The organism is Verrucosispora sp. WMMA2044 (genome assembly GCF_027497155.1).
In the GTDB taxonomy this organism is placed as follows: domain Bacteria; phylum Actinomycetota; class Actinomycetes; order Mycobacteriales; family Micromonosporaceae; genus Micromonospora; species Micromonospora palythoicola.
Map to the genome: position 1 here is coordinate 1,676,251 of NZ_CP114913.1, position 25,164 is coordinate 1,701,414.

Sequence of the window (25,164 nt, forward strand, 5' to 3'; positions counted from 1 at the left end):
GCCGTCCAGCACAGGTGGTGCTCAGGCGGCGCTGCACACCGGGGTCAGGCCGGTGGCGGTCCCGACGCCCTGGAAGCCGAACTCGGTGGACTGGCCGGCGTTCACCGAGCCGTTGTAGCTGACGTTGCTGAACTGCACGGTGCCGCTGCTGCCGGAGCGGTTGGCGTTCCAGGCGTTGGTGACGGTGGCCCCGGAGGGCAGGGTGAGTTGGACGCTCCAACCGCTGATCGGCGCGGTACCGGCGGTGACCCGCACGGTGGCGACGAAGCCACCGGTCCACGAGTTCAGCGACACCGTCGCGGAGCACCCGGTGGCCGGCGGCGTGGTCGGCGGGACGGACGGCGTCACCGGCGGTGTGGTCGGCGGCGTGGTGGGGTTGCGGCCCTTGTTCAGCTCGTCGAGAACCGCGTGGTAGGCGGCCTTCTTCTGGTAGCTGCCGTTGCCGCCGGTGAACAGCAGGCCCCGCTCCGAAGAGCGCCACGACTCGCTGTCGGAGATGCCCCAGACGGTGATGCCGGTGCACTGTGCGACGTTCAGGCAGGCCCGGACGACCTTGCGGTAGTTCTCCGCCTGGCCCGCTCCGATGTCGTTGTTGCTCAGGTCGTCGTCGATGTCCAGCTCGGTGATGTGCACCTCGACGCCGAGGTCGGCGAAGCGCTGGATGTTGGCCTGCAGGTCGTCGGTGATGATGCTGTTCGGGTTGTCGTTGAAGTGCGCCTGGAACCCGACGCAGTCGATGTACTGCCGGTAGTTGCGGACGATGTCGTAGAGCGCGTTGGCCTTGCGGTTCGGGGTGCCGCCCTGGACCGTCAGGCCGTCGACGTCGTAGTCGTTGATGCAGAGCTTGGTGGTCAGCCCACCGGCCTGCACGACCTGCTTGGCCCGGATGAACGAGTCCCGGATGACGTCGGTGTCGCCGGCGTCGAAGAAGTCACCGTCGCCGTTGGCGTCCCGGTTCATGGTGTGTGGCCACTGGTTGCGCCGCCGGCCGGTGTTGTTGTCCTCCAACGCCTCGTTGACGACGTCCCAGTAGGCGATCCTGCTGCCCCAGCGGTTGATGGCGTTGCCGATGAAGGTGTTCAGCGTCGCCTGGCTGGCACCCTGCAACGCGCCGGCCTGCGAGTGCCAGACCAGCGTGTGGCCGCGGACCAGCATGTTGTTGCTCTGGGCATGGTTGACCAAGGTGTCCGCGCCGCTGGTGTTCTGCAACCCGCCGCTGGAGGTGGCGATCCTGTCCGGCTTCATGTCGTTCTCGGGCGTCAGTTGGCTGAACTCCTGCCCGACGATCGGGTAGAGCCGGTTGGGTGAGGCGGCGACGCCGAAGAACAGCCCGGCCTTGGCGGCTGCGGCCCGCAGCGTGGTCTCGGCGGCCGCGGCGGGGGCGCTGGACTGAACCACCACAGCGCTGCCCATCAGCAACAACACCGCCGCCGGCAAAGCTGTTCGAGCAACCTTTCTACGGTGCCGCAGGTCGCTGTGCACGGGTCCTCCTTGGTGCCGGACGTCATCTATCTACGCGGATGCATGTCCCGGACGGTCAGTCTCGATATCGGCCGGCCGCGATGTCAACAACTTCCGGAAACATTCCGGAAATCGTCTCAACGTGGGTTGCTCGGCTGCACCAGGCCCGTTTCGTAGGCGACGATGACCAGTTGCGCCCGATCACGTACCGCCAGCTTGGTCAACAACCGTCCGACGTGCGTCTTGACGGTGGTCGGGCTGAGATTGAGGTACGCGGCCAGTTCCGCGTTGGACAGGCCACGGGCGATGAGCGTGAGCACCTCCCGTTCCCGCTCGGTCACCGCCTCCAGCCGTCGCGGCAGCGGCCGGGCCGGCTCGGGTCGACGCGCGAACTCGTCGATCAGCCGCCGGGTCACCGTCGGCGCGAGCAGTCCCTCCCCGGCGGCCACCACCCGGATGCCGGCCAGCAGATCCGCCGGCGGGGTGTCCTTGAGCAGGAACCCGCTGGCTCCGGCGCGCAGTGCCCCGTAGACGTACTCGTCCAGGTCGAAGGTCGTGAGGATGATGACCCGGGTGCCGGTGCCCGTCGGGTCGCCGCAGATCCGTCGGGTCGCCTCGATGCCGTCCATCTCCGGCATCCGCACGTCCATCAGCACCACGTCCGGCCGGTACTCGGCCGACAGCGCCACGGCCGCCGCACCGGTGCCCGCCTCAGCGACGGTGACGAGGTCCGGGGTCGAATCGACCAACAGCCGAAAACTGCCACGCAGCAGCGCCTGGTCGTCGGCGATCAGCACCCGGATCACGCGTTCACCCGGTAGGGCAGGCCGGCCGTCACCACGAAGCCGCCGCCGGAGCGTGGGCCGGCGTGGAACTCGCCGCCGTGCAGCGCCACCCGTTCCCGCATACCGATGATCCCGTGCCCCTCACCGACCGTCGAGACCGGCCGGCGGCCGTCATCGGTCACCTCGACCCTGACCTCGCCAGGGGCGACGATCACCGTCACCCGGCAGGTGGCCGGCGCCGCGTGCTTCACCACGTTCGTCACCGCCTCCTGCACGATCCGGTACACCGCCAGACCCACCGACTCCGGCACCGCTTCGGCCGATTCGTCCCGTCGCACGTCGAGACGTACGTCGACACCGCCGATCGCGGCCTGCCGGGCGAGCGCGGGCAACTCGTCCAGTCCGGGTTGCGGGGCGTACGGGGTGTCCTCGCGCAGGACACCGAGCACCCGGCGGACGTCGGTCAACGCGTTGCGACCGGTCTCCTCGATCACCCGCAGGGCGGCTCCCGCCTCGCGAGGGTCGGCCTCGGCGACGTGGTTGGCGACGGCCGCCTTCACCACGATGAGGCTGAGCGTGTGCGCGACCACGTCGTGCAGTTCCCTGGCCACCCGTAACCGCTCCTCGGCCGCGGCCTGACGGACCAGGTGCTCGCCCTGACGGACGGCGACGGCACGACGCTCCCGGACCAGCCAGCCGATCATCCCAGCCGGCACGATCATGACGGCGGCGTAGCCGACCGCGCCGGTCCGCGACCAGAGATCACTCTCGGTGAACATCAGGGCGATGCTCACCAGAGCGAGACAACCGGCGGCGCAGAGCACCGACCGGTGCGGGCTCGTCGACACGGCCACCGTGTAGACGGACAGACCGACGGCGAGCCCGGGCGCGGCGGCGGCGTAGTTGGGAACCACGCCGCTGATCAGGGCGACGGCGGCGACACAGCTGATCAGGACGGCGACCGTGATCGGCCACTGTCGCCGGACGCCCAGCGGCAGCCCGAGGGCCATCCCGACGAGCACCGACACCCACAGCGGTTCGTGCACTCCACCCCGCAGCGGCGATTCCAACGCCGCGTACGGGCCGAGCAACCCGCCGACCGCCACGGCGAGTACGACGTCCACGGTGGCCAGTTCCGCCGGCCGGAGCCGCCGGGTCAGCAGGAAGGCGGTCACCTGCCCGAGCGTATCGGCCACCCGGACCGGGCGCGTCCACCCGCGGGTGGTCATCCTCAGGCAGGACGTCTGGTGCGTTCCAGGATCCCGGATCCGCTCCGGGGCGGACCGGAAAGTGTCCGCTCCGGCACGACGCCCGGCACCCGCCGGAGCCGGCACCCTGGCGGACATGACCACACAGACGGTGACCCTGACCGGGTTACGCGCCGTGTACGGCACCGGGGCGCGCCGGGTGACGGCGCTCGACGACGTGACGACCAGCTTCGCCAGCGGCACGTTCACCGCGGTGATGGGCCCGTCGGGCTCGGGCAAGTCCACCCTGCTGCACTGCGCGGCCGGGTTGGACAGGCCCGCCGAGGGGACCGTCGTCATCGACGGCAGACGCCTCGACGACCTGGGCGAGGACGAGGTGACTCGGCTGCGCCGCGAGCGGATCGGCTTCGTGTTCCAGGCGTTCAACCTGGTATCGACGCTGACCGCGGCGCAGAACGTCGAGTTGCCGTTGCGCCTGGCCGGGCGCCGTCCGCCGGCCCGGGACGTCACTGCCGCGCTCGCCGCCGTCGGACTGGCCGGTCGGGCCGGGCACCGGCCGAGCGAACTGTCCGGCGGCGAGCAGCAACGCGTCGCCGTGGCCCGGGCGTTGATCACCCGTCCGGCGGTGGTCTTCGCCGACGAACCGACCGGGGCACTGGACAGCGCGGCGTCCCGGCAGATCCTGCGGCTGCTGCGCGCACTCGTCGACGACCACCGGCAGACCGTGGTGATGGTGACCCACGATCCGATCGCCGCCGCGTACGCCGATCGGGTCCTGCTGCTCGCCGATGGCCGCATCGTCGACGACATGACCGGCGGGATCACCGCCGCGGTCGTCGCCGCGCGGATCGCCGAGCAGGAGACGGCTCCGGCGGGAACCACCGGGGAGCGGTCGTGCTGAGTGTCCGACGGTCGGTGAGCGCGTTCGTGCTCGTCGCCGTCGGTGTGGCACTTGTCGCGGCGGCCACCCTGCTGCTCGCCTCCGGACGCCCGCGAGTGCCCGACCGGCTGGCATACGCGGCAGTCGTCGTTCAGAGCCCCGAGGCCGGTGCGCCGGCTGACTCGTTCGCGCCGACCCGGCCCTGGTCGGCCGCCAGGGCAGCGGAACTCACCAGCAGGCTGACCGAGGTGCCGGGTGTCACGGCCGTGGTGCCGGACCGGACCTTCTACGCCCAGGCGCTTGTCGACGGCCGGCCCGCTCCCACCGATGGCCAGCGCGAGGACGCCCACCAGGGGCACGGGTGGTCCAGCACCCGGCTGGGCGGGTTCCGTCTCACCGCCGGGCAGCCACCCCGGCAGGCCGGCGAGGTGGTCGTCGACCGTGCGCTCGGGCTGCCTCCCGGCGGGCCGGTCACCCTGCTCACGGCGGCAGGGCCGCAGTCGTACACCGTCACCGGTCTGGTCGATGCACCCGGCGTCTACGTCGCGGACGAGGTCGCCGCCGCGCTCGCGCCCGGTGTCCGGGCCATCGGTCTGCTCATCGCGCCGGACGCCGATGCCGAGGACGTCGCCGCGGCGGCTCGCGGTGTCGTCGGCGGCGACGGCCGGGCGCTGACCGCCGACGGACGCGGCGCGTTGGAACCTCGGGGCGACGCCCGCACCCGCTGGATCGGCATGCAGGTGCTCACCGCCACGGCGGCTCTCGCCGGCTTCGTCACGGTCTTCGTGGTCGCCTCCGCCTTCGCCTTCACGGTCGCGCAACGCCGCCGTGAGCTGGGTCTGTTACGCGCCGTCGGCGCCACGGGTCGTCAGGTCCGCCGCATGGTGTACGTCGAGGCGCTCGTCGTCGGTGTCACGGCCGGCCTCGCCGGGCTGCTGGTCGGCGCGGGGCTCGCTCCGGTGCTGGGTCGACTGCTTGTCGACGCCGGATTCCAGCCGGCGACCTTCCGGGTCCGCTACGAGCCCTGGCCGGTCGCGGTGTCGCTCGCCGCCGGGCCGGTGATCGCGCTGCTGGCCGTCTGGTCGGCGTCGCGCCGCGCGGCACGCGTTCGCCCGCTGGAGGCGCTGCGTGCGGCGGCCGTGGAGCAGCGGCCGATCGGACGGCTACGGGTCGCCACCGGGGCACTGCTCGTCGCGGTGGGGGCCGCCCTCAGCCTCGGTACCGCGACCTCCGACGACGCCCGCAGCGCCGCCACGTTCGCCCTCTACGCGGTGATGGCCCTGGTGGCTGGCGCCGCGGTGCTCGCCCCGGCGGTCGTCGGCCCGGTGGTGCGGATGCTGCGTGTGCCGGTGCGTCGACGAGGCGGTGCGATCGGCATGCTGATCCGGGCCGGGGCGTTGACCGCGACCCGACGAACCGCCTCGATCGCCGCCCCGGTGCTGCTCACGGTGGCGTTCGCGGTGCTGGTCTCCGGCATGGTGCGCACCACCACGGCCGCCTACGCGGCGGGTCGGGCCGGCGACGTGAACGCCGGTTGGATCGTCGTGCCCGACCGCACACCCGGCCTGTCGGACCAGGCCGTCACGGCGACCGGGGGGACCGCCCTGCTACCGACGACGGTCTTCGTGAGCGACCCGAGCACGCCGCCGGAGAACCGGCCACTGACCGCACTCGGCGTGGACCCGGCGGGCTTCGCCGCCGCGAACCGCGCGCTCACCGTCGTCGCCGGTTCCCTCGGCGACCTCAGCGGCGACGACACGGTGGTGCTCACCGCTACGGCGAACCGGCAGCCGACCGATCCGTTCGCGCTGATCTTCGCCGACGGGGAGCTGGTGTCGCTGCGCGTGGTGGCGGTCGTCACCGACGACTCGATCCCGGGCGACCTGCTGCTGCCCCGGTCGGTGGTGCGGAAGCACGACCCCTCGGCACTCTCCTCCGCGGTGTACGTCCGGGAGCGGATCGATCCTCCGCCCGGAGCGCGGATTCTCGACGTTGCCGCATGGGCGGCCGAGGCGGACCGTGCGGAGGATCGTCTCGTCTGGCTCGCCACGCTGCTGCTGATCGCTGTCTCGGCCGCCTACGGAGCCGTCGCGGTGGCGAACACGCTGCTGATGGCCGCTGCCGGTCGGGTGCCGGACCTGCGGCTGATCCGGCTGGCCGGCGCGACCCGCAGGCAGGTCATCTGGCTGGTCACGGCCGAGTCCGCCCTGGTGGTGCTGATCGGCGCGCTGCTCGGAGGCGCTGTCGCGTTCGTCGGTCTACTGAGCATCCGTGCCGGGCTCGCCGAGCAGGCCGGTGTACCGGTCGACCTGGTGGTGCCGTGGTCGGTGGTCGGCGGGGTGGTGGGCCTCTGCCTGCTGCTGGCGGCGCTGGCGAGCGCGCTGCCGACCTGGCGGTCACTACGCCATCCGGCCGCGCGGCCCCCCGTCGACGTCGTGGGGTGAAAGTGTGCCTAGTCGTACGATCGGATCCTCGGACGAGGATGAACGGGGGCGTCGATGCGTGTGGGAAGGATCAGCCGGGCGGCGACACGAACTCTCCGAAGCGGACCAGCGCACCGGAAAGAGACTCGCCGAGCGGATCCGGCCCAAGCTCGAGGCGCTTCGCGAGGCGGGGGACTTCGCGCCGGGCTCCACCCGGCGAGCGCTGCTCGACCTGGCATCGCGGCGGACGCCATCGAGGTCACCGGCTCGGCTGTCGAATTCGGCTGCCTGGAGCCGTTCTCGCATTGACGACGACGAACCGCCCTATGTCGCTCTGGTGACTGCATCAGCCCGGCGCTGTGGCCCATCGTGATCCCGGCGGCTCTTGTGAGGGCCCGCGGAGGAGGGACAACGTGACGGTACAGGTCGGCTCGCTCGTCTACCGGGACAAGAATCTGCCCCAGCACGCCGCTGCGGTGGGGGCTGTGTCAGCCGGGATACCTGCTCTGCTGTTCGGCAGCTCGACGAAGCTGTGGAAGTTCGTCGACGTCGACGCGCTGGCCAAGGCGCTGGCAGTGCTGCTGCAAGCGAAGTGGGCCGGCGGGTCGGCCGCGCCGCCTCCCGCAGTCGCGCTGAGCTACGTCGCTCCGTCCGGTGCGGAGAAGCCTGGCACGGTGCGTATCGGCCGGGGTCAGGCGGTTGTCGAGTACTCCACCCTGCTCGACCTGCAGCAGGCCGAGGTGTACCAGGCGCTGGTTCAGGGTGCGGCGTGGCTGGGCAGCCCCGGATTCGCCGCGCTGGCCGCGGACACGGTGGCCGATCGCTGGCGGTTTGGCGACTGGAGTGACGTGGCCACGTCGTTGCAGGGGTGGGTGCCGGGCACCGGATATCCGCAGCAGTTGATGGCCTAGCGCGTGGTCCGGCATCCGGCGAGTGTGCTGACCTGGTATGACCCGGTGAACATGACGTTCAGCCGCTTCCAGTTCGACAACTTCTTCGGCGCCTGTGGCCCCACCGCCAAGTACCTCGTCGGCCGTATCCAGGACCTCGGCGGCCACGTGGAGCTGTTGGCCGAGGAGAAGGGACTGTACGGCGCCAACGGCGCTGCCAAGCTGACCCAGCTGGTCCAGGCCACCTATCCGAACCCGGTTCTGATCAACGTGGTGAACGACGCCATCCACGAGTTCGTTCTGGAGCGAGCCACCGATGGAACGGCTGCGCTGTTTCAGGGATATCTCGGCGCGTACGACGCGTTCTGGTGGGCCGAGTTCGATCGGAGCCATGTCAGCCTCAGTGGCAACGAGCTGAGCACCTTGCGGGACCTGCGTACCACCTACGGCGGTGGTCGGGCAGTGCCGTTGCCTACCCTGCTGGCCAACCTGGGCACCTTCATGCAGGTCGACCAGCTGCGCAACGCTGGTATCGCCTGGCGGGCGCTGCCGTTCCTGCCCCGAGAACGCTTCAATGACGACGGGTTGCCCAGCTTCGACGTCAAGGTATGGCAGATCACCCAACCGCAGGCAGTGCTGAGCGCGTTGCGGGCTCGCCAGATCATCGACCAGCAGTTCGCCTCGTGGCTGTGTCTGGCCGTGCTCAAGGAGGCCGAGAACGCCGCCCCGCAGTAGCGGGCAAGGCCAGCCGTCCTCGCCCCGACAAACCAGGCGGCATTCTGGAGTGTTCGCCGGGCGCCTTGGCGGGTGGCGTTGGTGCGTCAACTCGGGGATGATCATCGCCATGTCCGAGCATGATCTGGCCGGGACCTGGCGTGGAATCATCCGAGGGGACGGCAAGTCCTGGGTCGTATTCGCCCACGGCACGTGCGTCGTACTCCCAGACCCCGGACCCAGCGCCGACCTCGCCGCCCAGGCCGTCGACATCCTCCGCGAGTACGGCCCCGTCTACGCCGGCTCACCTGCTGGAGACTTCGGTACCGTCACCCTCGATCCTGGTCCCGGATGGGTGGTCTACGGCCACCACAACGACGTGCTGACCTACGTGGGGCCTGACGAGGTCTCGGACATCAGCGATCTGGCCGTTGGTCTGTACGGACGCGGAAAGCGAGACCGGGACGGCCATGAGCTGAACGTCGTACACGTCGAGGACAAACGGTCGCGGTGAATCGGAGCGGAGCGTCCGTCGTCGGACTTTGAAGCGGAGCCTGGAGCCCCGAGCGCACTCGATCATGAAGTCGCGTTGCGGGTGGGTGCAGAGCGGGTCGCGTACAGCGATGCCAGGAGTTGTAACCGGTCCGAGTCGGCGCTGCCCGGCTCGGCGGTGAAGACCAGCATGACGGGGCCGGGGTTTCCCGGTAGGGGGTAGGTGTCCCAGTCCAGGACGATGTCGCCTACCTCGGGAAACCGGAAGGTCTTGGTGCCGCTCACCGACTCGCGTACGTCGTGCTGCGCCCACAGCCGCCGGAACTCGGCGCTGCGGATGCTCAGTTCGCCGACGATCGCGGTGGCGCGTGGGTGGCTGGGGTCGGTGGCGACGGCGGCGCGCATCATGCCGATGTAGTCCAGCGCCTGCTGCTCCCAGTCCGGGCAGCTGCGCTCGCCGGTCAGCGTGTCGTCGAACAGCAGCAGGAGCATGTTGAGCCGGTCGGCCGGGTAGGCGTCCGGGTCGCCGAGGAGCGCCTGCGCCATCGGGTTCCAGTCGAGCAGGTCGAGATGCCGGCCGAGGATGACCGCAGGGGTGTCCAGCACCCGCAGCAGGCGTCGGGCGCCCTCCGGTACCCGCTCCGGATCGCGGTCCACGCGGGCGGGCGCGGGCCGGCGGGCGGCGTGGGCCAGGGTGAACAGGTGCCGACGTTCCTTGTGGTCGAGACTGAGCGCGCCGGCGAGGGCGTCCAGGACGTCGTCGGACGGGCGTACCTCCCGGCCTTGCTCGATCCGCTGGTAGTAGTCGGTGCTCAGCCCGGCCAGCAGGGCCAGCTCCTCGCGCCGCAGCCCGGTGACCTTGCGTCGGCCGCCCGGCTCCAGGCCGACGTCGTGTGGACGCAGCCGGCCACGCCGAGCGCGTAGGAAGTCGCCGAGTTCCCGAGCGTACGGATGGGGACCGTTCATGCCGCAAGTGTGCCGTGGCGCGAACCGCCGAAGGTAGGCCCGGCAGACCTAGGCAACCGAGAACGATCGAACCGCCCCGGATCGCTCCTAACGTCGATGGCCCCAGCGCACCGACACCTTCAGGAGCAGCAGATGACCGGATGGAGCACCGACCGTATCCCCGACCAGCACGGCCGGGTCGCCGTCGTGACCGGCGCGAACTCGGGCCTCGGCCTGGTCACCGCCACCGAACTGGCCCGCCACGGCGCCCACGTCGTGCTCGCCGTACGCAACACCCTCGCCGGTGCGGAGGCCGCCCGCCGGATCGGCGGCGACGTCGAGGTCCGCGAGCTGGACCTGGCCTGCCTGGCCTCCGTGCGGGCCTTCGCGGCGAAGCTGGCCGGCGACCACCCGGCGATCGACCTGCTCGTCAACAACGCCGGTGTGGTGCTGCTCGGCCCGCGCCGCACCTGCGCCGACGGATTCGAGCTGCACCTCGCCACCAACATGCTTGGCCACTTCGCGCTGACCGGGCTGCTGCTCGGGAACCTGGCCGCGGCGCGGGAAGCCCGCGTGGTCAGCCTCAGCTCGATCACTCACCGGAGCGCGCACCTGGACTTCGCTGACCTGATGTTCGAACGGGACTATCGGGCAGCCGCCGCCTACGGCCGGTCCAAGCTCGCCACCACGATCTTCGGCGTCGAACTGGACCGCCGCCTGCGCGCCGCCGGAGCGCCGATCGTCAGCGCGCTGGCCCACCCCGGTCTCACCCGCACCAACCTGACTCCGCGTGCCTGGGAGCACCGTGGCCGGTTCGGGCGGATGATCGCCTGGGGCGGGTTGTTGGCAACCCAGCCGGTGGAGCGCGGCGCGCTGCCGCAGTTGCGCGCCGCGACCGAGCCCGGGGTACGCGGCGGCCAATTCTTCGGCCCGTCCGGGCTCTGGGAGACGCGGGGCCGGGTCACCGAGGCCCGGCTCAGCCGGGAGGCCGCCGACCCGGCCGTCGGCACGCGGCTGTGGGCGGCAGCCGAGGACCTGACCGGGGTCACCTACCTCTGATGACGCGGTGGTGGGCGTTAGAGTCGCCGGTCATGGGACTTCTCACCTTCAGCTTCAACGTCACCCTGGATGGTTGCGTCGACCATCAGGAGGGAGTCGCCGACGACGAGACGCACGCCTTCTTCACCCGTCTCATGGACGAGGGCGGAGCGATGCTGTGGGGTCGCGTCACCTACGAGATGATGGAGAGCTACTGGCCGGCCGTCGCCCGCGGCGACGTGGAGGCGCCGCCGGCCATCCGAGAGTGGGCGGTCAAGCTGGAGGCCAAGCCGAAGTACGTGGTGTCGTTGACGCGTCAGGACTTCCCGTGGGCGAACAGCCACCACATCGCCGGTGATCTGCGTGAGGGCGTGCGGAAGCTCAAGGACGCGACCCCGGCCGGGGTCCTGCTCGCAAGCGGCAAGCTCGCGACCGAGCTCGACCGGCTGGACCTGATCGACGAGTACAAACTGCTCGTCCATCCCCGGATCGCCGGTCACGGCCCGACGCTGTACCAGGACGGACTGCCCGGTACGCGCCGGCTGGAACTGCTCTCCGCGGAGCCGCTGCGCAACGGTGCGGTGGCGATGCACTACCGCCGAGCGGGCTGAACCACAGCAGTCCGTCGCCGGCCGGCTCACCCGGCAACCCGGGGTCCTCCTCGGACTTCCCGCGCAGCGCCGACCGACCCGGGTTCACAGGCCGAGACCGCCCACGACGGTGACCTCCTGCCCGGTGAACTCGCCCGTGAGCATGGGCATCGCCTTGTTGATCGCAGCCCTGGTCTCGGGAAGTTGGAGGGACGCGTCGTGCTGCTCCTTGCTCTCCCACACCTCGCTCACCCAGATCGTGACGTCATCGGTGTCCGAGACGCTGACGACGTACAGCTGGCATCCGATCAGCCGCAGCCCCTCGACGCCGCGAAGCAGGATGTCCACCACCTCGTCGCGGTGGCCCGGTGTGCTCTTCATCGATCCGATGTATCCGTACGGCACAACCGCTCCCTGATGGTCGAGGGGCCGCGTTCACGGGTGAGCGCGATCCGAACCTCGGAGGTTACGTGTTCGTGGTCGTCGTGTGGTGCCGTGGTGTGAGGTGGAGCGCCGGCCGGAAGCCGCGCCACCCGCCGGTGCCGGCCGGCTGGGTCAGCAGCCCAGGCTCTCCTGGTACGACCTGGGGACATCGCCGTCGGCGACCTGGTCGGCGATCTCCCAGACGACCTCCGGGTAGTCACCCTCGTCGTTCATGTCGTGCAGCACCTTCCACCGGTGGCTGCTGCGCAACGCGGCCGCCGCCTGCTCGACCGCCTGTGTGTCACCGGCCGAGTCGGCCCGGATCCACTCGGCGATCCAGTCGCAGGTGACCCTGCCGGCCACTGCGGCGCCGAACTGGTACGGGTCGTTGGCCCCGGCGTTGTCCAGTACCGACACGTCGAAGCCCGGCGGGGACGGCAGGTCGGCGAGAATCCTGGCGGCTTCCTCCCGGACGTCGCCGGGCGTGACGATCTCCGGCGGCAGCGCATCGAGGAACGACTCGGCATCCACCTTGATCACGTGGGTGAGGATCCCGTCGAAGGTGGCCCGCGTCCAGTTGCCCCCGGTGCGCACCTCGACGAACGTGCCGTCCTGCGGTTCGCGCATGGCCGACATGTCGTTCTCGCTGTAGGTGAAGACGCTGGCCGGTCGGTCCGCCACGGTGGTCGCCTCCGGTCTGCTCACGTGCAGCCGGTCGTCGTAGTAGTCCTGGTACTGCTCGTCCGGGTACCAGTTCATCTCCAGGCTGCGGTCGCCGTTGCGGAATTCGATGGTGCCGCTCTCCTCGGCGAACCCGTAGACGCTCGTCGCGTTCCAGCCCGGCTCGTCGATCAGCAGGCGCGGGTGCTGCTGCGCGGCCTTCAGGTCGAGTTCCCGCCCGCTGATCGCGGCCGTGCCCACGCCGGGCAGGCCGGTCGGTCCGGCGTACCGGTCGTCGGGCGGCGTGGACCAGACCGACGAGGCGACGACGATGCCGGCCACGGCGGCCGCGGCGGCTGCAGGGCCGGCGAGTCGACGGACGAGGGTACGGCGTAGCGGTCTCGCCGGCACCGAGTCGGGTTTCGGGGTGGACATGATCTCCTCCAGGAGCTGCTCATCCGCCCCGGCGAGGCGCTTGATGATCTCAGGCCGATAGGGGTCGACGTCGCGGATCAGGCGGTCGAGGTGGTCGTCGGTCATCTGCCCTCCTTCGGAACGGGTACGGCCAGGACATCGAGTACATGTCCGGGCGCTTCTGGATCGTCACCGACGAGTTCGCGCAGCCGGGCCCGCGCCCGCGACAGGCGGGTCCGGGCTGCGGTCGCGCTCACCCCGACCACCCTCGCCGCCTCCCGGGGCCGCAGGCCCTCCCACGCGACGAGCAGCAACATCTCCCGGTCCGTGTCGTTCAGTCGACTCAGCGCGGCCTGCACCGCGAGTCGCTGCGGCACCTCGTTGCCGGGATCGGGTGTGGCGAACGCGGTCAGGCACTGCCGGAGCCGCTCACCCAACCGCTCCCGGCGGATCCCGCTGCGGTGGTGGTTCGCCAACACCCGGCGGGCAACTCCGTACAGCCACAGCCGGACCTCATCGTCGCGCGGCAGGTCGGCGCTGCGCCGCCACGCCACCAGGAAGGTCTCCGCGACCACGTCGGCGGCGTCCTCCGGCTGCTGGACACGACGTGAGGCGTACGCGAGAAGCGCTTCGAAGTTGCCGGCGTAGACGCGCCGGAACCGATCCTCAGAGCTCACGTTCTTTGTATGTCCGGCACCAGGCGCATCGTGACACCACGATATCGTCGGCCGACCGGGTCAGCTGTCACCAACGTACCGCCGAACTCACCGTGCACCTGCTCGTCGTGGGGCCGCCGCCGGCCTGGATCGCCTCGTCAGCGCTCGACCGGGTCCCGGGTGAGACAGAGCAGGGCGATGTCGTCGCGCCGCGGCGACGGACCGACGCCGCCGGCCAGAATGTGATCCAGGATCTCGGCCGGGTCGAGGCGGGGTGCGCTGTGCACTGCCGCGCACAGCTCCGCCAAGCCCCGGTCGAGGGGATGGCTGCGGTCCTCGACGAGTCCGTCGGTGTACAGCACCAAGGTGGCGGCGGGTGGGAGGTCGAAGCGGTCCTCACGGTAGAGAACCGAGTCCGAGACACCCAGGGCCGGGTGCGTGGCGAGGCGGACCAGGCCGGTGGTGTGTGCGTCGCGCAGGATCGGGGCCGGATGTCCGGCAAGCACTGCGGTGACGGCACCCTCGGCGACGTCCAGTTGCAGGTAGCAGCAGGTGGCCATGGTGTTCAGCCGCAGCGTCCGGATGAGGTGGTTGACGTTGTTCATGACCGTGGCCGGCCGCTGCCCGGTGATGGCGTACGCGCGCAGGGCGTCCCGGACCTGACCCATCGTCGCTGCGGCCGCGGTGTTGTGGCCGGCGACATCGCCGATCGCGACGGCGACGACGCCGTCACTGATGGGAATGATGTCGTACCAGTCGCCGCCTACTTCGGCGCCGCGGGTCCACGGCAGGTACCGGGCCGCGTGTCGCAGCCCCGCCGTCTGCGGCAGCGTCGCCGGCAGCAGCGCGTGCTGCAGTTCGGAGGCGATCGACACGCTGGTTTCGAACAGCATCGCCCGCTGAAGTGCCTGGGCGCCCAGCCCCGCCAGGGCGGTCAGCGTCGATCTGGTGTCGGGATCGAAGTCGCGTGGTTCCCGATAGCCGACGACGAGCGCACCCAGCACCTCGCCGGCCACGGTCAGCGGGAGGAAAGCCCACGCCTGGCGGGACCCGGGCGGAACGGCCGTCTCCGGGTCGGGCTGAGCGGCGTGGAACTGTGCCAGTGAGGTCAGGTAACAGGGCTGTCCGGTGTGGGCGACGGCCGCCGCCGGGTAGCAGTGCTCGATCGGCAGGTCGTGCAGCCGCGCGATGACCTCTGGTTCGTACCCGGCGTGGTAGGCAAGGCGCAGGGACTGCTCCTGGCGCAGGAGCAACGCCAGGGACTGCCCGCCGGCCGAGGGCCGCAGCACCGATCCGATGGCGGCATACACCTGCGCTGTCGTGCTCGCCGCCACCAACGCCACGGTGACGCTTTCCAGGCTGCGGGCGCGGGCGACGGCCTTCTCGGCGCGGGCCACGCTGTCGGCCAGCTGTCGCTGTTTGTCGACCTGCTCAGTGATCTCCCGGAACGACACCGCGACATGACCGCCGCTGGTACGCCCCACCTTGATCTCCCACACCTGACTGATCTCGGGATAGGTCAACTCCTGCCGCCACGGCTCCCCGGTCTCGGCCACCGTGCGATAGCGATCGAACAGCCCGCTGTCCCAGCTGTGGGCAGAGACATCGCTGAGCCGCTGACCGATCACGTCCTCCACGCTGCGGCCGGTCATCTTGGCCCCGACCTGGTTGACGTACTCGCAGACGAAGTCGACGATCGCTGCACCGGCATCCCGCACCGGACGCAGCACCGTGAACCCGTCGAACGCGGTGTCGAGCATGTCGTACAGCCGTACCGCACCGGCCGACTGCGGAGACACCGTCACCTGACGCAGATCCACGCACCGCACCATGATCCCGTCGCGGTACGGACCCACCCGGAACTCGAAATGTCCGGTGATGGACTGCCGCTCGTAGTAGACCGTGCGTAGGGCCGGCTTCCCCGTCTCCACGACCGACCGGTAGAACGGGAGCGTCCCGTCGTGCACGGTCTCCGGCCACAGGTGCCGGTAGCGGCGACCGATCAACTCGGCGCGCGACCGTCCGACCAGGCCGCACCCCGCGTCGTTGATGTAGGCCAGTTCGAAATCAACGATCAGGCGACCCTCGTGCACCGCCCGGGCCAGTATCCAGCCCTGCGGTTCCAGGTCCAGCATGGCGAGCACCTGAGCGTCAGGCAGCCAGTCGTCCACCTCGCCACCTCCCTCACGCGCCATCGCCGCGCGCAGAGGCATCATCGCCTGCCGACGTCACCTTCACCTAATGTCGTGGTCCCTCCGACGCGGAGCACCTCGCTCAGCCGGTCGCGTCGCCGCAGCGCCGACTCGACAGGTACGACCACGGCGGCCGTCGCCAGCAGCGCCACGCCCACCAGGCCGAGCAGACACCACGGCAGGACCGCCGCCGGGTCGGCGGCCTGCCCGGTGAGCAGCCGTAGCTCGAGCGGGCCGAGGGTCAGGTGGGCGAGCAGGGCCCCGAGTAGCGGGCCGCAGCAGGCGGCGACCACGACCGGCGGCAGCAGTTCGCCCGCGGCGACCCAGCGGATGTCGCGTGGCCGCAGGCCGAGGGTCCGCAGTCGGGTCAGGGTCTGCCACCGCTCCGACGCACCGGCGGCGGCGGCGAGCGTGAGGCCGAGCAGGCCCAGCGCCACCAACACCGCGGCGACCGTCCACGCCAGCCGGGAGATCCCCGCGGTCAGCGGAGCCACCCGCTGTGCCCGCAGGACGTCCGTGCGTAGCACCACGTCGGCGGAGACGCCGCTGTTCGACACGGCCCGCGCCGCGCCGGGACCGGTCGCCCAGACGGTGTTGGGAACGGCGGGCAGCCCCGCGTCGTCGAGAGCAGAGGCGTCCACGATGACGACGTCGGCGGCGCCGCCGACGGCGGGAGCGGTGCCGACCGCGGCGAGACCGATCGCCGGGGCGTCGTCCCGGGCCAGCCGCAGCCGCATGCCGGTCCGCAGGTCGCCGCTGCTCGAACGGACCAGAGCCGGGACGTCCAGGGGGTCGGGACCGGGTGCGGCGAGCCGGGCCAACGCCGGCGCGTCGGGTAGCGGGGTGGTGGCCAGCAGGCGCTGGAACGCGACGGCGTCCACGACGACCAGGCGTGGGGTGAGCAGTGCCGATTCGGTGAACACACGTGCCGAGTCGGTCACCTGCGCGACGACGACCTGCTCCACCCCGGGTGCGGCGGCGATGCGCTCGGCGAGCGCGGGCGTCGCGGCGTCGGCGTCGGCGTCGACGTCGAGGCGGGCGTCGGCGCCGACGGCGCTCCACGCGCCGTCGGTCAGACCACGGGCGACGGTGGTGCCGAAGACAAGGGCGAACGACGCGAGCGCCGTGGCGCTGACAAGTGCCAGCAACGGCAGCGCGCGTCCGGCCGTGGTGGCCGCCTGGGCGGCACCGAACACGGCCAGCGGGCGGCGCGAGCGCAGGGCCTGCCGGAGCGCGAGCCGCACTCCGACGGGTAGCAGCCGCAGCAGGACGAGCGTGCCGGCGAGCACGCCCAGCGCCACGGCGCTGACCGGTAGGACCAGGTCGCCGGTCAGCTCACCGGTGTCGCCGTCGGCGGCGACGGGTAGCAGCCCGCGCTGGTGCAGGGTCACGACGGCGGCGACCGCGGCGATCAGCACAGCGACCTCCACGGCGGCGCGGCGCAACCGACCGGTGGCCAGGATCCGGCGGCGCGCGGCCGGGTTGGCGGGTTGGCGCCGGTCGCGGCTGGCGCGGGCGGCGGCGAGGATGCCGAACGTCGACCCGCCGACAGCACCGGCCAGGACCACGGGAACGGTCCAGGTCCAGGAGACGCCGGGAGTGACCCGCGCGGGCGAGCGCGAGCCCCACGGCGGCGGCCGACAGGGACACCAGGCTGGACTCGATGAGCAGTTCCGCACCGAGGTCGGGTAGCGCAGCCCCACGCTGCCGGGCGGCGCTCAGCACAGCGGTACGCCGGCGGACCAGCAGATCGGCGGCGAGTAGCAGGACCAGCACCGTACCGGTCAGGAGCCCGGCGAGCAGGACGGCGGCCTGTGCCGAGGCGGCACTGATCTGGGTACGGGCGTCGCGCACCACGGTGTCGAGCTGTGATTCCCATTTCAGGGACTGGTCGCGGGCGCCTGACGAGCCGGAGGTCGCCTTGAGCGTGACCACCTGCCTGACGAGCGGCGCGGTGGCGTCCCAGGCGAGCGCGTCGGGTTCGGGAGCGAAGTGGACGGTGCGCCGCAGCTGGTCCTCGTCGAAGGCGAGCCGGGCGTCCGGCAGCGACTCGCGCGACAGCAGTCCGGCGATCCGGGTGGTGCCCACGCCGTCGGCGCCGGGCACGGGTCGCAGCAGGGCCGGGGCGAGTCGCCAGGCGGGGTCGGCGCTGTCCACGGGTCGGTAGATCCCGCTGATCCGGACGTCCTTGTCGTGGCCCTGACCGTCCCGGACCGGAATTCGATCGCCGGGGCCGAGGTGCAGCGCGGCGGCGTCCGCCTCGGACAGGCCGACCTGTATCGGCCAGGGCGGTCCGTTGTGGGGGATCTCGGCGGACCGCCCGGGTGTGGCGGGGCCGGGTGCGTCGCCGGCGATCCAGGTCACGTCCGGGCCGCCGAGGTCATCGGCCAGGTAGGTGACCTGGAGGGTACGCGGTCGGTCGCCGTCGGTGACGGTGAGGCTCGGGCTGGTGACAACGGCGATGGGCGGCAGCAGCGCCGCGTCCAGGTCGGTCCCGAGCGCGTACGTCGCCCGGGCGCGGAAGTCGTCGACGTCCTCGGCGAGGCGGGGCATCCGGATCCGCCCGCCGGTGGGACCGTCGTCGCGTGCCCAGTTGGCGTGGACGAGGACGTTCGAGTCGTGGCCGGCGCGGCGCACCGTGTCCTGGACGGCGTCGTCGGCGGCGACCCGGAGCAGCGCCGGCACCGCCCCGGCGAGCAGCGCGACGGCCGCGATGACGGCGGCGGTGAGCAGCAGCGGCCCGGCGTCGGTGCGGCCCCGGCCGCGGACGCTGGGCCAGTGCGGCGTCGGCCACCGGCGGGTCAGCCACCGGTTCACGGCGCCACCCGCAGGTGCGCGGCGTCGGCCCGACGGACCTGGACGACCACCACCACGGCGACCGCCAGCAGGGATCCGGCCAGCAGTACGGCCAGCAGCGCGGCCTCGGCCGGCCAGGGCCAGTGTGGCTGGGCGGCCGGCACGGGCGCGGCACCGGAGTCGGAGCGTACGAGCAGGGGAGCGACGACGCGGGTGGCGAGCGCGCCGACGGCCGCGCCCGCCGCGAGCAGGGGCAGCAGAACGCCGGCGTGCTGGCCGAGCAGCACGGCCCGGATGTCTCGTCGGGACATCCCCAGGCCGCGTAGCCGCGCCACCTCCACGGCGCGGGCCTGCAGGTCGCAGGTGACGTGCAGGACGACGCCGGCGAGCAGCAGCAGGGCCGCGGCCGGCACGACGAGCCGCAGCGCGGCCGGCAGCCCGGCGTGCAGCGGGCCGCTGGTGAGCCGGGCGGTCTCCGCCTCGCGGGTCGTTACGGTGCCCAGGTGCAGGGCGGTGGCCCGGTCGGCGGCACCGGGTCTGGCCGGGTCGCCGACCCACCAGGCGTCGACCGGGAACGTCAGGTCGCCGGTGACGGCGCGGGCGCGGGACAGCAGGTCCAGGTCGGCCAGGACGGCCACGGCCCCGGGGGCGGACGGCCCGGTAGGCACGACGTCGGTGACGACGATCGGGACGGGCGTGATGCCGACCGTGACGCTGAGCTGGCTGCCGATGTCGGTACCGACCTCGTCGGCGAAGCGGGCGGAGACGGCGACGGGCACCGGGCCGGGGGCCGGGAAGGCGGTGGCGACGAGGTTGGGGGCGGCGTACGCGACGCTGCCGAGGTCGACGGTCGCCGCCATCCGCAGCGCGGTCCCCGCCGGCGTGGCCGAGAGCCCGACGGTCGGGTCGCGCAGCGTGCTCGGCACCTGCGACACCGACGTGGCGGTCCAGTCCGTTTCCTCCGCCGATCCGGCGGGCGGCACGGTGAGAGTGACGGCGATGGCGACGCGGCCACCGACCCCGTACCCGGCATCCGGCCCGGCCTCGACCGGCAGGGACACCGCGACGAGGCTCAGTCCGTCGGCGGTCGCGCACGCGGGCAACCGGTGCGCCCGGCCGTCGAGTGGCACGGCGGGACCGGTGCAGGGTATGCGCAGGCCGGTGGCATCCTGCAGGAGCAGCCGGGGCGTCACGGCGAGAGTGGTGTCGCCGGTCGCGGCTCCGGTCAGCACAAGCGGGGCACCAGCCGGAACGGGGACGCCGGTGACGCGGGTCGGTGGGGCCAGCAGCGCTGCCACGTCGGTCCACGTGCGGTCCCGGTCGAGCCGCCCGCGCAGCAGCGCGTCGGCGCGGCTGGTGTCGACGGCGACCAGGCGCGGCGCGTCGCCGGCGGTGCCGAGCCACTGACCGACCGCCGTACCTCGGTCGAGGGCCGGACTCACCGTCCCCTCGGTGACCGCGCCGACGACCGCGCCCTCTCCGGGCGCCGGCGCCGTGCTGAGGGCGAGTGCCAGGTCGGTGCCGACGGAGAGCGCGGCCTGGTCGCGCTGCGACTGCTGCCACGTGGTGTCGAGGGCGACGCCGAAGGTGCCGGCCGCGCAGGCCAGCCCGACGAGCAGCCCGGCGGCGACCGCCTGGGGCCGGCGGGCGGCCTCGGCGACAGCCAGCGGGAGCGCCAGCCCACGGGCTCGGTACGCCAACCGGTCGACGCCGCGCAGGGCGGGCAGCACCACCCGCAGCGCCAGGGCGGCGCCCGCGGTGAGCAGCAGCGCCGGCGCGAGGACCCGGACCACGTCGGCGCGCGGGCTGGCGGCGGTGGGCTGCGCGTACAGCTGCCACCAGCCGGCGGCGGCGAACACCGCGAGCAGCAGGTCGGTGCCGGACCGGGCCAGCAGGTCGCGGCGGGTGCGCCGGGCGCCGGCCCGGGCCGGATCGCCAGGACGGTGAGGACGGCGGCGAGCACCAGCGCACCGCCGGTCACCGCGAGGACCTGGACACCGGTGATGGCCGGCCGGGCGGTCAGGCCGGCGCCGTCCAGCGGCGGCAGGTGGGTCAGGCCGGCATGCACGGCCGACGAGGCCGGTATCGAGAGCGCGGCGGCGACGGCGGCGACGACGGCATCGAGCGTCGCGGTGGCGGCGAGTTGGCGGCGACTGGTGCCGAGGGCGGACCGCAGCGCGGTCTCGTCGGCGCGTACGCCGGCGGTCAGCCGGCCGGCGAGGACGAGTGCCGTCGCGGTCAGGACACCGCCGAGGACGGCGACGGCGAGTACGACGGCGGCGGTGACGTGCCGCTGGTCGTCGCTGGAGCGCAGGGTCATTGGCAGGTCGGAGGCGACCCGGGCGAGCCGGACGCGGTCACCGAGGACGGCCGCCAACCGACGGTCGGCGCCGCGGACGGCCCCGGCCACGGTCTCCAGGTCGCGGCGGTTGGCCTGGGACAGGTCCGGGTGGGCGGTGACCTCCATCCGGTCGACGGTGGCACCCGTGGTCACCAGGTCGGCGAGGTCGACGAGGAACGGGCCGTAGGCGTTCACCGGCTGCCGGAAGCGGCCGTCCTGGTGGCCGGCGGCGGAACCGGCCGCGCCCAGCGGGTCGCGGTCCCAGCCGCGCCCCGGCAGCGGGCGGACCACGCCGACGACCGTCACGTCGATGGCCGGGACGGGCGCGTGCGCCAACTCGGCGCCGAGGCGCACCCGGCGACCGGGGGCGAGGCCGAGCAACTGGGCGGTGGACTCCAGCAGCACGGTGTCACCAGGGTCGCGCGGCCAGCGTCCGGTGACCAACTCGGCTCGGGTCGGCAGATCGTCCAGCCCCGACAGGTACGCCTGCGCCGGGACGGTGGTGCCCGGGGCGAGCGCGGGCGGCAGCGCCCGCAGCACCGTCGACGCCCGCGCGCTGGTGGTCACCGGGAACGGGTCGAGCGCGGCCGTCACCGCGACCCGGGTGTCGGCGGCGACGGACCGGGTGTCCCGGCCCTCGACGGTGCCGGTGTAGACGGTCACGTCGACGGCGGCGGGAGCGGCGTGGGCCATGGCGACCTCCAGCGCCCGCTCGGTGGTGCGGGTACTCAGCAGGGTGCAGGTGCCCAGCAGGGTCGCGCCGACCGTGACGATTCCGACGAGAGCCGCGAGCAACGGCCACTGCGCGCGGGCGCGCCGGCGGACCAGCCTCAGCATCGGCGCGTCACCGGCCGTCCGGCACTGGCTCGGACGGTTGCCCGGCCGTCTCGTCGGTGAGCTGCCCGTCGTCGATGCGGATCACCCGGTCGGCAAGTGCCATCATCACCGGGTCGTGGGTGGACACGAGTGCGGTGACGCCTTCGGATTCGACCACTCCGCGCAGCAGGGCCATCACCGACAGGCCGGTCTCGGCGTCCAGTTGCCCGGTGGGCTCGTCGGCGACCAGGAGCCGGGGCGAGGCGGCCAGCGCGCGGGCGATCGCCACCCGCTGCTGCTGGCCGCCGGACAGCTCGGCCGGCCGCTGCCGGGCGTGGTCGGCCAGGCCGACCAGGTCCAGCAGCAACTCGACCCGGCGGTCGCGCTCGGCCGGGGCGACACGGGCCAGGCGCAGCGGGGCGGCGACGTTCTCCGCGGCCGACAGCACCGGGATCAACCCGAAGCTCTGGAAGACGTAGGACACCTTCTCGCGTCGTAACCGGGACAGGCCGTCCTCGTCGAGGGCGGTGACGTCGGTGCCGTCGACGTGCACGGTGCCGGCGTCCGGGCGATCGAGGCCGCCGACGGTGTTGAGCAGGGTGGTCTTGCCCGAGCCGGAGCGGCCGACGAGCGCCACCATGGAGCCGGCGGCCACGTCGAACGACACGCCGCGCAGGGCGTGTACGACGGTCGGCCCGGTGCGGAAGCGCCGGTGCACGTCGCGCACGCGCAGCAGCGGCTCGCTGCTCATTCGTCGCCTTCCGAGTCGGGGCGGATCGTGATGTGGTCGGGTTCCAGGGCCAGCCGGACCCGCCGGGTCAGCGCCAGCGCCTGACGGAAGTCGCGGGGCACCTGCACACGCCCGGCCCGGTCCATCACGGCGTACTCCTCGGCGATCACCTGCGTGTCGCCCTGCGCGTTGGTGGTGGTGCGGCGCAGCACCTCGCTGCTGGTGCGTCCGTCCCGGATCGCGACGGTCCGTTCGACCTGGCCGCTGACCGCCGGATCGTGCGTCACCACCACGATGGTGACGCCGTACCGGCGGTTGACCTCCCGGAGTACGCCGAAGACCTCCGCGGACGTGGCACCGTCCAACTCGCCGGTCGGCTCGTCGGCGAGCAGGATCCGCGGCCGGTTGGCCAGCGCCACCGCGATCGCGACCCGCATCTGCTGCCCGCCGGAGAGTTGCCCGGGGCGCCGATCGGCGCAGTCGGCGACACCGAGGCTGTCCAGCAGCTCGGCGGCGCGCTCCCGGCGCTCCCGCTTCGCGGTACGGGCCGCCGTCATCGGCAGGTCCACCATCTCCCGCGCGGTCAGGTACGGGATCAGGTTGCTCGCCGTCTGCTGCCGTACGAACCCGACGGTGTGCCGCCGGTACTCCACCCGATCCGCGCGGGACATCGTCAGCAGGTTCCACCGGTCGACCCGGACCCGCCCGGTGGTGGGGGCGTCGATGCCGGCCAGGATGGAGAGCAGTGTCGACTTGCCCGATCCGGAGGCACCGACGACGGCGACCAGCTCACCGCTGGCCACGGCCAGGTCCAGTCCCTGCAGTGCCTGCACCTCGACCGAACCGGTCTGGTAGATCCGCACCAGGTTCTCGCAGACGATGAGCGCGTCCCGGCCGAACTCGGGGGCGCGCGCGGACGACTGCGGCAGGGACAGCGGTGTGCTGACCATTTCTTGCCTCCGTCCCCCGCCGACTCAGATTGAAGCGGTTTCGCAACCGGCGGCTTCGTTGACCATGCCCCTGGGTGGCTTTCCTGCGTTCCTGGAAGTCGCACGTCGCGGCGCGGGCGGCGGGGTAGGGCGTGGTGGCACCCCGCGACCTCGCCGCCCGCGGGCTCGGCATCGGGCAGGTTGCGATCGTGCTTCGCGAGCTTCCAGGCGCACGCCGACGCTGGCACGCTGAGGCGGACGGAGAGGTTCACCGGCCGGAGACGGCGTGCCGGCGACCACGCCGTGTTGCCGGGCAATCGATGAAATCTCACGCCGTCCCGACCGGGACCGCTTCAGGAAGGCTCACGATGTCCACGACCACATTCACCGCCGCCGCGGCGGGCCCGGTGCGCCGCACCGGCCAGGCTCGGGCCGCGTACCTGCTGCTCTGGACGTTTGTCCTGGTCAACCTGGTGATCCTTCAGGTCATGTTCGCTCATCCGAGCCGGCCGACGCCCAACACCCTGACCGCGATCGGCCGTTTCCTCGGCCTGCATCTGGCTTTCGTGATGGCACTGCAACTGCTGCTGATCGGCCGGGTGCCGTTCCTGGAACGGCGGATCGGCATGGACAAGCTCACCAACTGGCACCGCTGGACCGGGTTCGCGATCTTCTGGCTGGTCGTGCTGCACCCGACGTTCGTGCTGCTCGGCTACGCACAGATCGACCGGATCTCGTTCTTCGCCGAGATCCCGAACCTGGCCAGGCAGATGCCGGTGCTACTCGGCATGATCGCCGCAGTCCTGATCGGCGTGCTGGCGTCCACCTCGGTACGGATCGCCCGCCGCCGCATGTCGTACGAGACGTGGCACGCCATCCACCTGGTGGTCTACGTGGTGATCGTGCTGTCGGTGATCCACCAGATCTACGAGGGCGCCTCGTTCGCCGGCAGCGCCGTCGCGAAGGCGTACTGGTGGGGGTTGTGGGCCTTCGCGGTCGGCTCGTTGCTGACCAACCGCCTGGTCGTGCCGCTGGTGCGCAACGTCCGACACCGGCTGCGGGTCGTCGCGGTGGTGCCGGAGACCGACAACGCCGTGTCCGTCCACGTTGCCGGCCACCGCCTCGACCGGCTGCGCGCCCGTCCCGGCCAGTTCTTCTGGTGGCGCTTCCCGGGACACAACTCCTGGTGGCAGGTCAACCCGTGGTCGCTGTCGGCGGCCCCCGACGGTCGCACGCTGCGGCTGACGGCGAAGGCGATCGGCACCACCAGCGCCGGGCTGCGGCAGTTGCCGGTCGGCACCCGGGTCTACGCCGAGGGACCGTACGGTGCCCTCACCACCGCCGCCCGTACCCGGGAGAACACCCTGCTGATCGCCGGTGGTATCGGCATCACTCCGATCCGGGCGCTGCTGGAGGACCCGGAACTGACCGGAGACGTCGTGGTGCTCTACCGGGCCCGCACGACCGCCGACGCGGTACTGATCGGTGAGCTGCGCGATCTGGCCGAGGCCAGGGGCGCCCGCCTGCATCTGCTGACCGGTCGCACCGCCGACGGCAGCCAGCCGTTCAGCCCGGAGAGCCTGAGCGACCTGGTTCCCGACATCGCCGAGCGCGACGTCTACCTGTGCGGTCCCGCGGCGATGGCCAGCACCGTGCAGCGCAGCCTCCGCGCCCTGCGGGTTCCAGCCCGCCAACGGCATGTCGAGGCGTTCCGGTTGGGGGTGTGAACCTCACCGGCCGACAGTGCGCGGGCGAGCGGAAGGGGCCCGGGAAACCCGTCG

Annotated in this window: 22 protein-coding genes; 8 read left to right on the forward strand and 14 right to left on the reverse strand. The window is 72.2% G+C overall.

Annotation, left to right across the window (positions count from 1 at the left end; all coding sequences use genetic code 11):
* Nucleotides 1-21 precede the first annotated feature (21 nt).
* The 3 genes from O3597_RS07660 to O3597_RS07670 form a co-directional block, all read right to left on the reverse strand.
* The gene (locus tag O3597_RS07660; RefSeq protein WP_281603645.1) at nucleotides 22-1,413 is read right to left on the reverse strand and encodes an endo-1,4-beta-xylanase; all 1,392 of its coding nucleotides are present in this window, start codon (nucleotides 1,411-1,413) and stop codon (nucleotides 22-24) included.
* Nucleotides 1,414-1,598: 185 nt separating this feature from the next.
* Nucleotides 1,599-2,267, reverse strand: a complete 669-nt coding sequence (locus tag O3597_RS07665; RefSeq protein WP_164447961.1) for a response regulator transcription factor — start codon at nucleotides 2,265-2,267, stop codon at nucleotides 1,599-1,601.
* On the reverse strand, nucleotides 2,264-3,421 hold the full coding sequence (locus tag O3597_RS07670; protein ID WP_281603646.1) for a sensor histidine kinase: 1,158 nt from the start codon (nucleotides 3,419-3,421) through the stop codon (nucleotides 2,264-2,266). The genes O3597_RS07665 and O3597_RS07670 overlap by 4 nt, the downstream gene beginning before the upstream one ends.
* Before the next feature lie 169 nt (nucleotides 3,422-3,590).
* Between O3597_RS07670 and O3597_RS07675 the strand changes: the two genes are divergently transcribed.
* The 5 genes from O3597_RS07675 (at nucleotide 3,591) to O3597_RS07695 (ending at nucleotide 8,875) form a co-directional block, all read left to right on the forward strand.
* The gene (locus O3597_RS07675) at nucleotides 3,591-4,355 is read left to right on the forward strand and encodes an ABC transporter ATP-binding protein (protein ID WP_281603647.1); all 765 of its coding nucleotides are present in this window, start codon (nucleotides 3,591-3,593) and stop codon (nucleotides 4,353-4,355) included.
* Nucleotides 4,349-6,778, forward strand: coding sequence for an ABC transporter permease (locus O3597_RS07680; RefSeq protein WP_281603648.1), 2,430 nt, complete (start codon nucleotides 4,349-4,351; stop codon nucleotides 6,776-6,778). The genes O3597_RS07675 and O3597_RS07680 overlap by 7 nt, the downstream gene beginning before the upstream one ends.
* A gap of 392 nt (nucleotides 6,779-7,170) precedes the next feature.
* On the forward strand, nucleotides 7,171-7,668 hold the full coding sequence (locus O3597_RS07685; protein ID WP_281603649.1) for a hypothetical protein: 498 nt from the start codon (nucleotides 7,171-7,173) through the stop codon (nucleotides 7,666-7,668).
* A 51-nt stretch (nucleotides 7,669-7,719) separates the two neighbouring features.
* Complete coding sequence (locus tag O3597_RS07690; protein WP_281603650.1) at nucleotides 7,720-8,382, forward strand: hypothetical protein; 663 nt, start codon at nucleotides 7,720-7,722, stop codon at nucleotides 8,380-8,382.
* Nucleotides 8,383-8,491: 109 nt separating this feature from the next.
* On the forward strand, nucleotides 8,492-8,875 hold the full coding sequence (locus tag O3597_RS07695) for a hypothetical protein (RefSeq protein WP_281603651.1): 384 nt from the start codon (nucleotides 8,492-8,494) through the stop codon (nucleotides 8,873-8,875).
* A gap of 62 nt (nucleotides 8,876-8,937) precedes the next feature.
* Here O3597_RS07695 and O3597_RS07700 read toward each other — a convergent pair whose 3' ends face one another.
* Entirely contained in the window at nucleotides 8,938-9,819 is an 882-nt protein-coding gene (locus tag O3597_RS07700) for a helix-turn-helix transcriptional regulator (RefSeq protein ID WP_281603652.1), read from the reverse strand.
* Between the two features lie 132 nt (nucleotides 9,820-9,951).
* On the opposite strand from O3597_RS07700, the gene O3597_RS07705 reads away from it, so the two are divergent.
* A complete protein-coding gene (locus O3597_RS07705) occupies nucleotides 9,952-10,857 on the forward strand; it encodes an oxidoreductase (RefSeq protein WP_164447956.1) in 906 nt (301 codons plus the stop codon).
* A 32-nt stretch (nucleotides 10,858-10,889) separates the two neighbouring features.
* Nucleotides 10,890-11,447, forward strand: a complete 558-nt coding sequence (locus O3597_RS07710; RefSeq protein ID WP_281603653.1) for a dihydrofolate reductase family protein — start codon at nucleotides 10,890-10,892, stop codon at nucleotides 11,445-11,447.
* A gap of 84 nt (nucleotides 11,448-11,531) precedes the next feature.
* Here the strand turns inward: O3597_RS07710 and O3597_RS07715 are convergent, their stop codons facing one another.
* The 10 genes from O3597_RS07715 to O3597_RS07755 all read right to left on the reverse strand — a co-directional run bounded on the left by O3597_RS07715 (nucleotide 11,532) and on the right by O3597_RS07755 (nucleotide 23,404).
* Nucleotides 11,532-11,807, reverse strand: coding sequence for an antibiotic biosynthesis monooxygenase (locus tag O3597_RS07715; protein ID WP_166458696.1), 276 nt, complete (start codon nucleotides 11,805-11,807; stop codon nucleotides 11,532-11,534).
* 174 nt (nucleotides 11,808-11,981) lie between these two features.
* A complete protein-coding gene (locus O3597_RS07720) occupies nucleotides 11,982-13,049 on the reverse strand; it encodes a hypothetical protein (protein WP_281603654.1) in 1,068 nt (355 codons plus the stop codon).
* Complete coding sequence (locus tag O3597_RS07725; protein WP_164447952.1) at nucleotides 13,046-13,600, reverse strand: RNA polymerase sigma factor; 555 nt, start codon at nucleotides 13,598-13,600, stop codon at nucleotides 13,046-13,048. The genes O3597_RS07720 and O3597_RS07725 overlap by 4 nt, the downstream gene beginning before the upstream one ends.
* Before the next feature lie 137 nt (nucleotides 13,601-13,737).
* Nucleotides 13,738-15,795, reverse strand: a complete 2,058-nt coding sequence (locus O3597_RS07730; protein ID WP_208020914.1) for a SpoIIE family protein phosphatase — start codon at nucleotides 15,793-15,795, stop codon at nucleotides 13,738-13,740.
* Nucleotides 15,792-17,189: an FtsX-like permease family protein gene (locus tag O3597_RS07735; protein WP_281603655.1), complete on the reverse strand. Its 1,398-nt coding sequence runs from the start codon at nucleotides 17,187-17,189 to the stop codon at nucleotides 15,792-15,794. The genes O3597_RS07730 and O3597_RS07735 overlap by 4 nt, the downstream gene beginning before the upstream one ends.
* Nucleotides 17,107-18,588 (reverse strand): hypothetical protein, encoded by a 1,482-nt coding sequence (locus tag O3597_RS07740; RefSeq protein WP_281603656.1) that lies wholly within the window; start codon nucleotides 18,586-18,588, stop codon nucleotides 17,107-17,109. Before O3597_RS07740 ends, O3597_RS07735 begins: the two co-directional genes overlap by 83 nt.
* Complete coding sequence (locus O3597_RS28525; protein WP_348650357.1) at nucleotides 18,585-19,427, reverse strand: FtsX-like permease family protein; 843 nt, start codon at nucleotides 19,425-19,427, stop codon at nucleotides 18,585-18,587. The genes O3597_RS07740 and O3597_RS28525 overlap by 4 nt, the downstream gene beginning before the upstream one ends.
* A gap of 578 nt (nucleotides 19,428-20,005) precedes the next feature.
* Nucleotides 20,006-21,745, reverse strand: a complete 1,740-nt coding sequence (locus tag O3597_RS28530; RefSeq protein ID WP_348650334.1) for a hypothetical protein — start codon at nucleotides 21,743-21,745, stop codon at nucleotides 20,006-20,008.
* A 7-nt stretch (nucleotides 21,746-21,752) separates the two neighbouring features.
* Nucleotides 21,753-22,475 carry an ABC transporter ATP-binding protein gene (locus tag O3597_RS07750; RefSeq protein ID WP_281603658.1) on the reverse strand — a complete coding sequence of 241 codons (723 nt, stop codon included), beginning with the start codon at nucleotides 22,473-22,475 and terminating at the stop codon, nucleotides 21,753-21,755.
* Nucleotides 22,472-23,404 (reverse strand): ABC transporter ATP-binding protein, encoded by a 933-nt coding sequence (locus O3597_RS07755; RefSeq protein WP_281603659.1) that lies wholly within the window; start codon nucleotides 23,402-23,404, stop codon nucleotides 22,472-22,474. The genes O3597_RS07750 and O3597_RS07755 overlap by 4 nt, the downstream gene beginning before the upstream one ends.
* A 347-nt stretch (nucleotides 23,405-23,751) precedes the next feature.
* Here O3597_RS07755 and O3597_RS07760 point away from each other — a divergent pair, with 347 nt between their 5' ends.
* Complete coding sequence (locus O3597_RS07760) at nucleotides 23,752-25,110, forward strand: ferredoxin reductase family protein (protein WP_281603660.1); 1,359 nt, start codon at nucleotides 23,752-23,754, stop codon at nucleotides 25,108-25,110.
* Nucleotides 25,111-25,164: the final 54 nt, after the last annotated feature.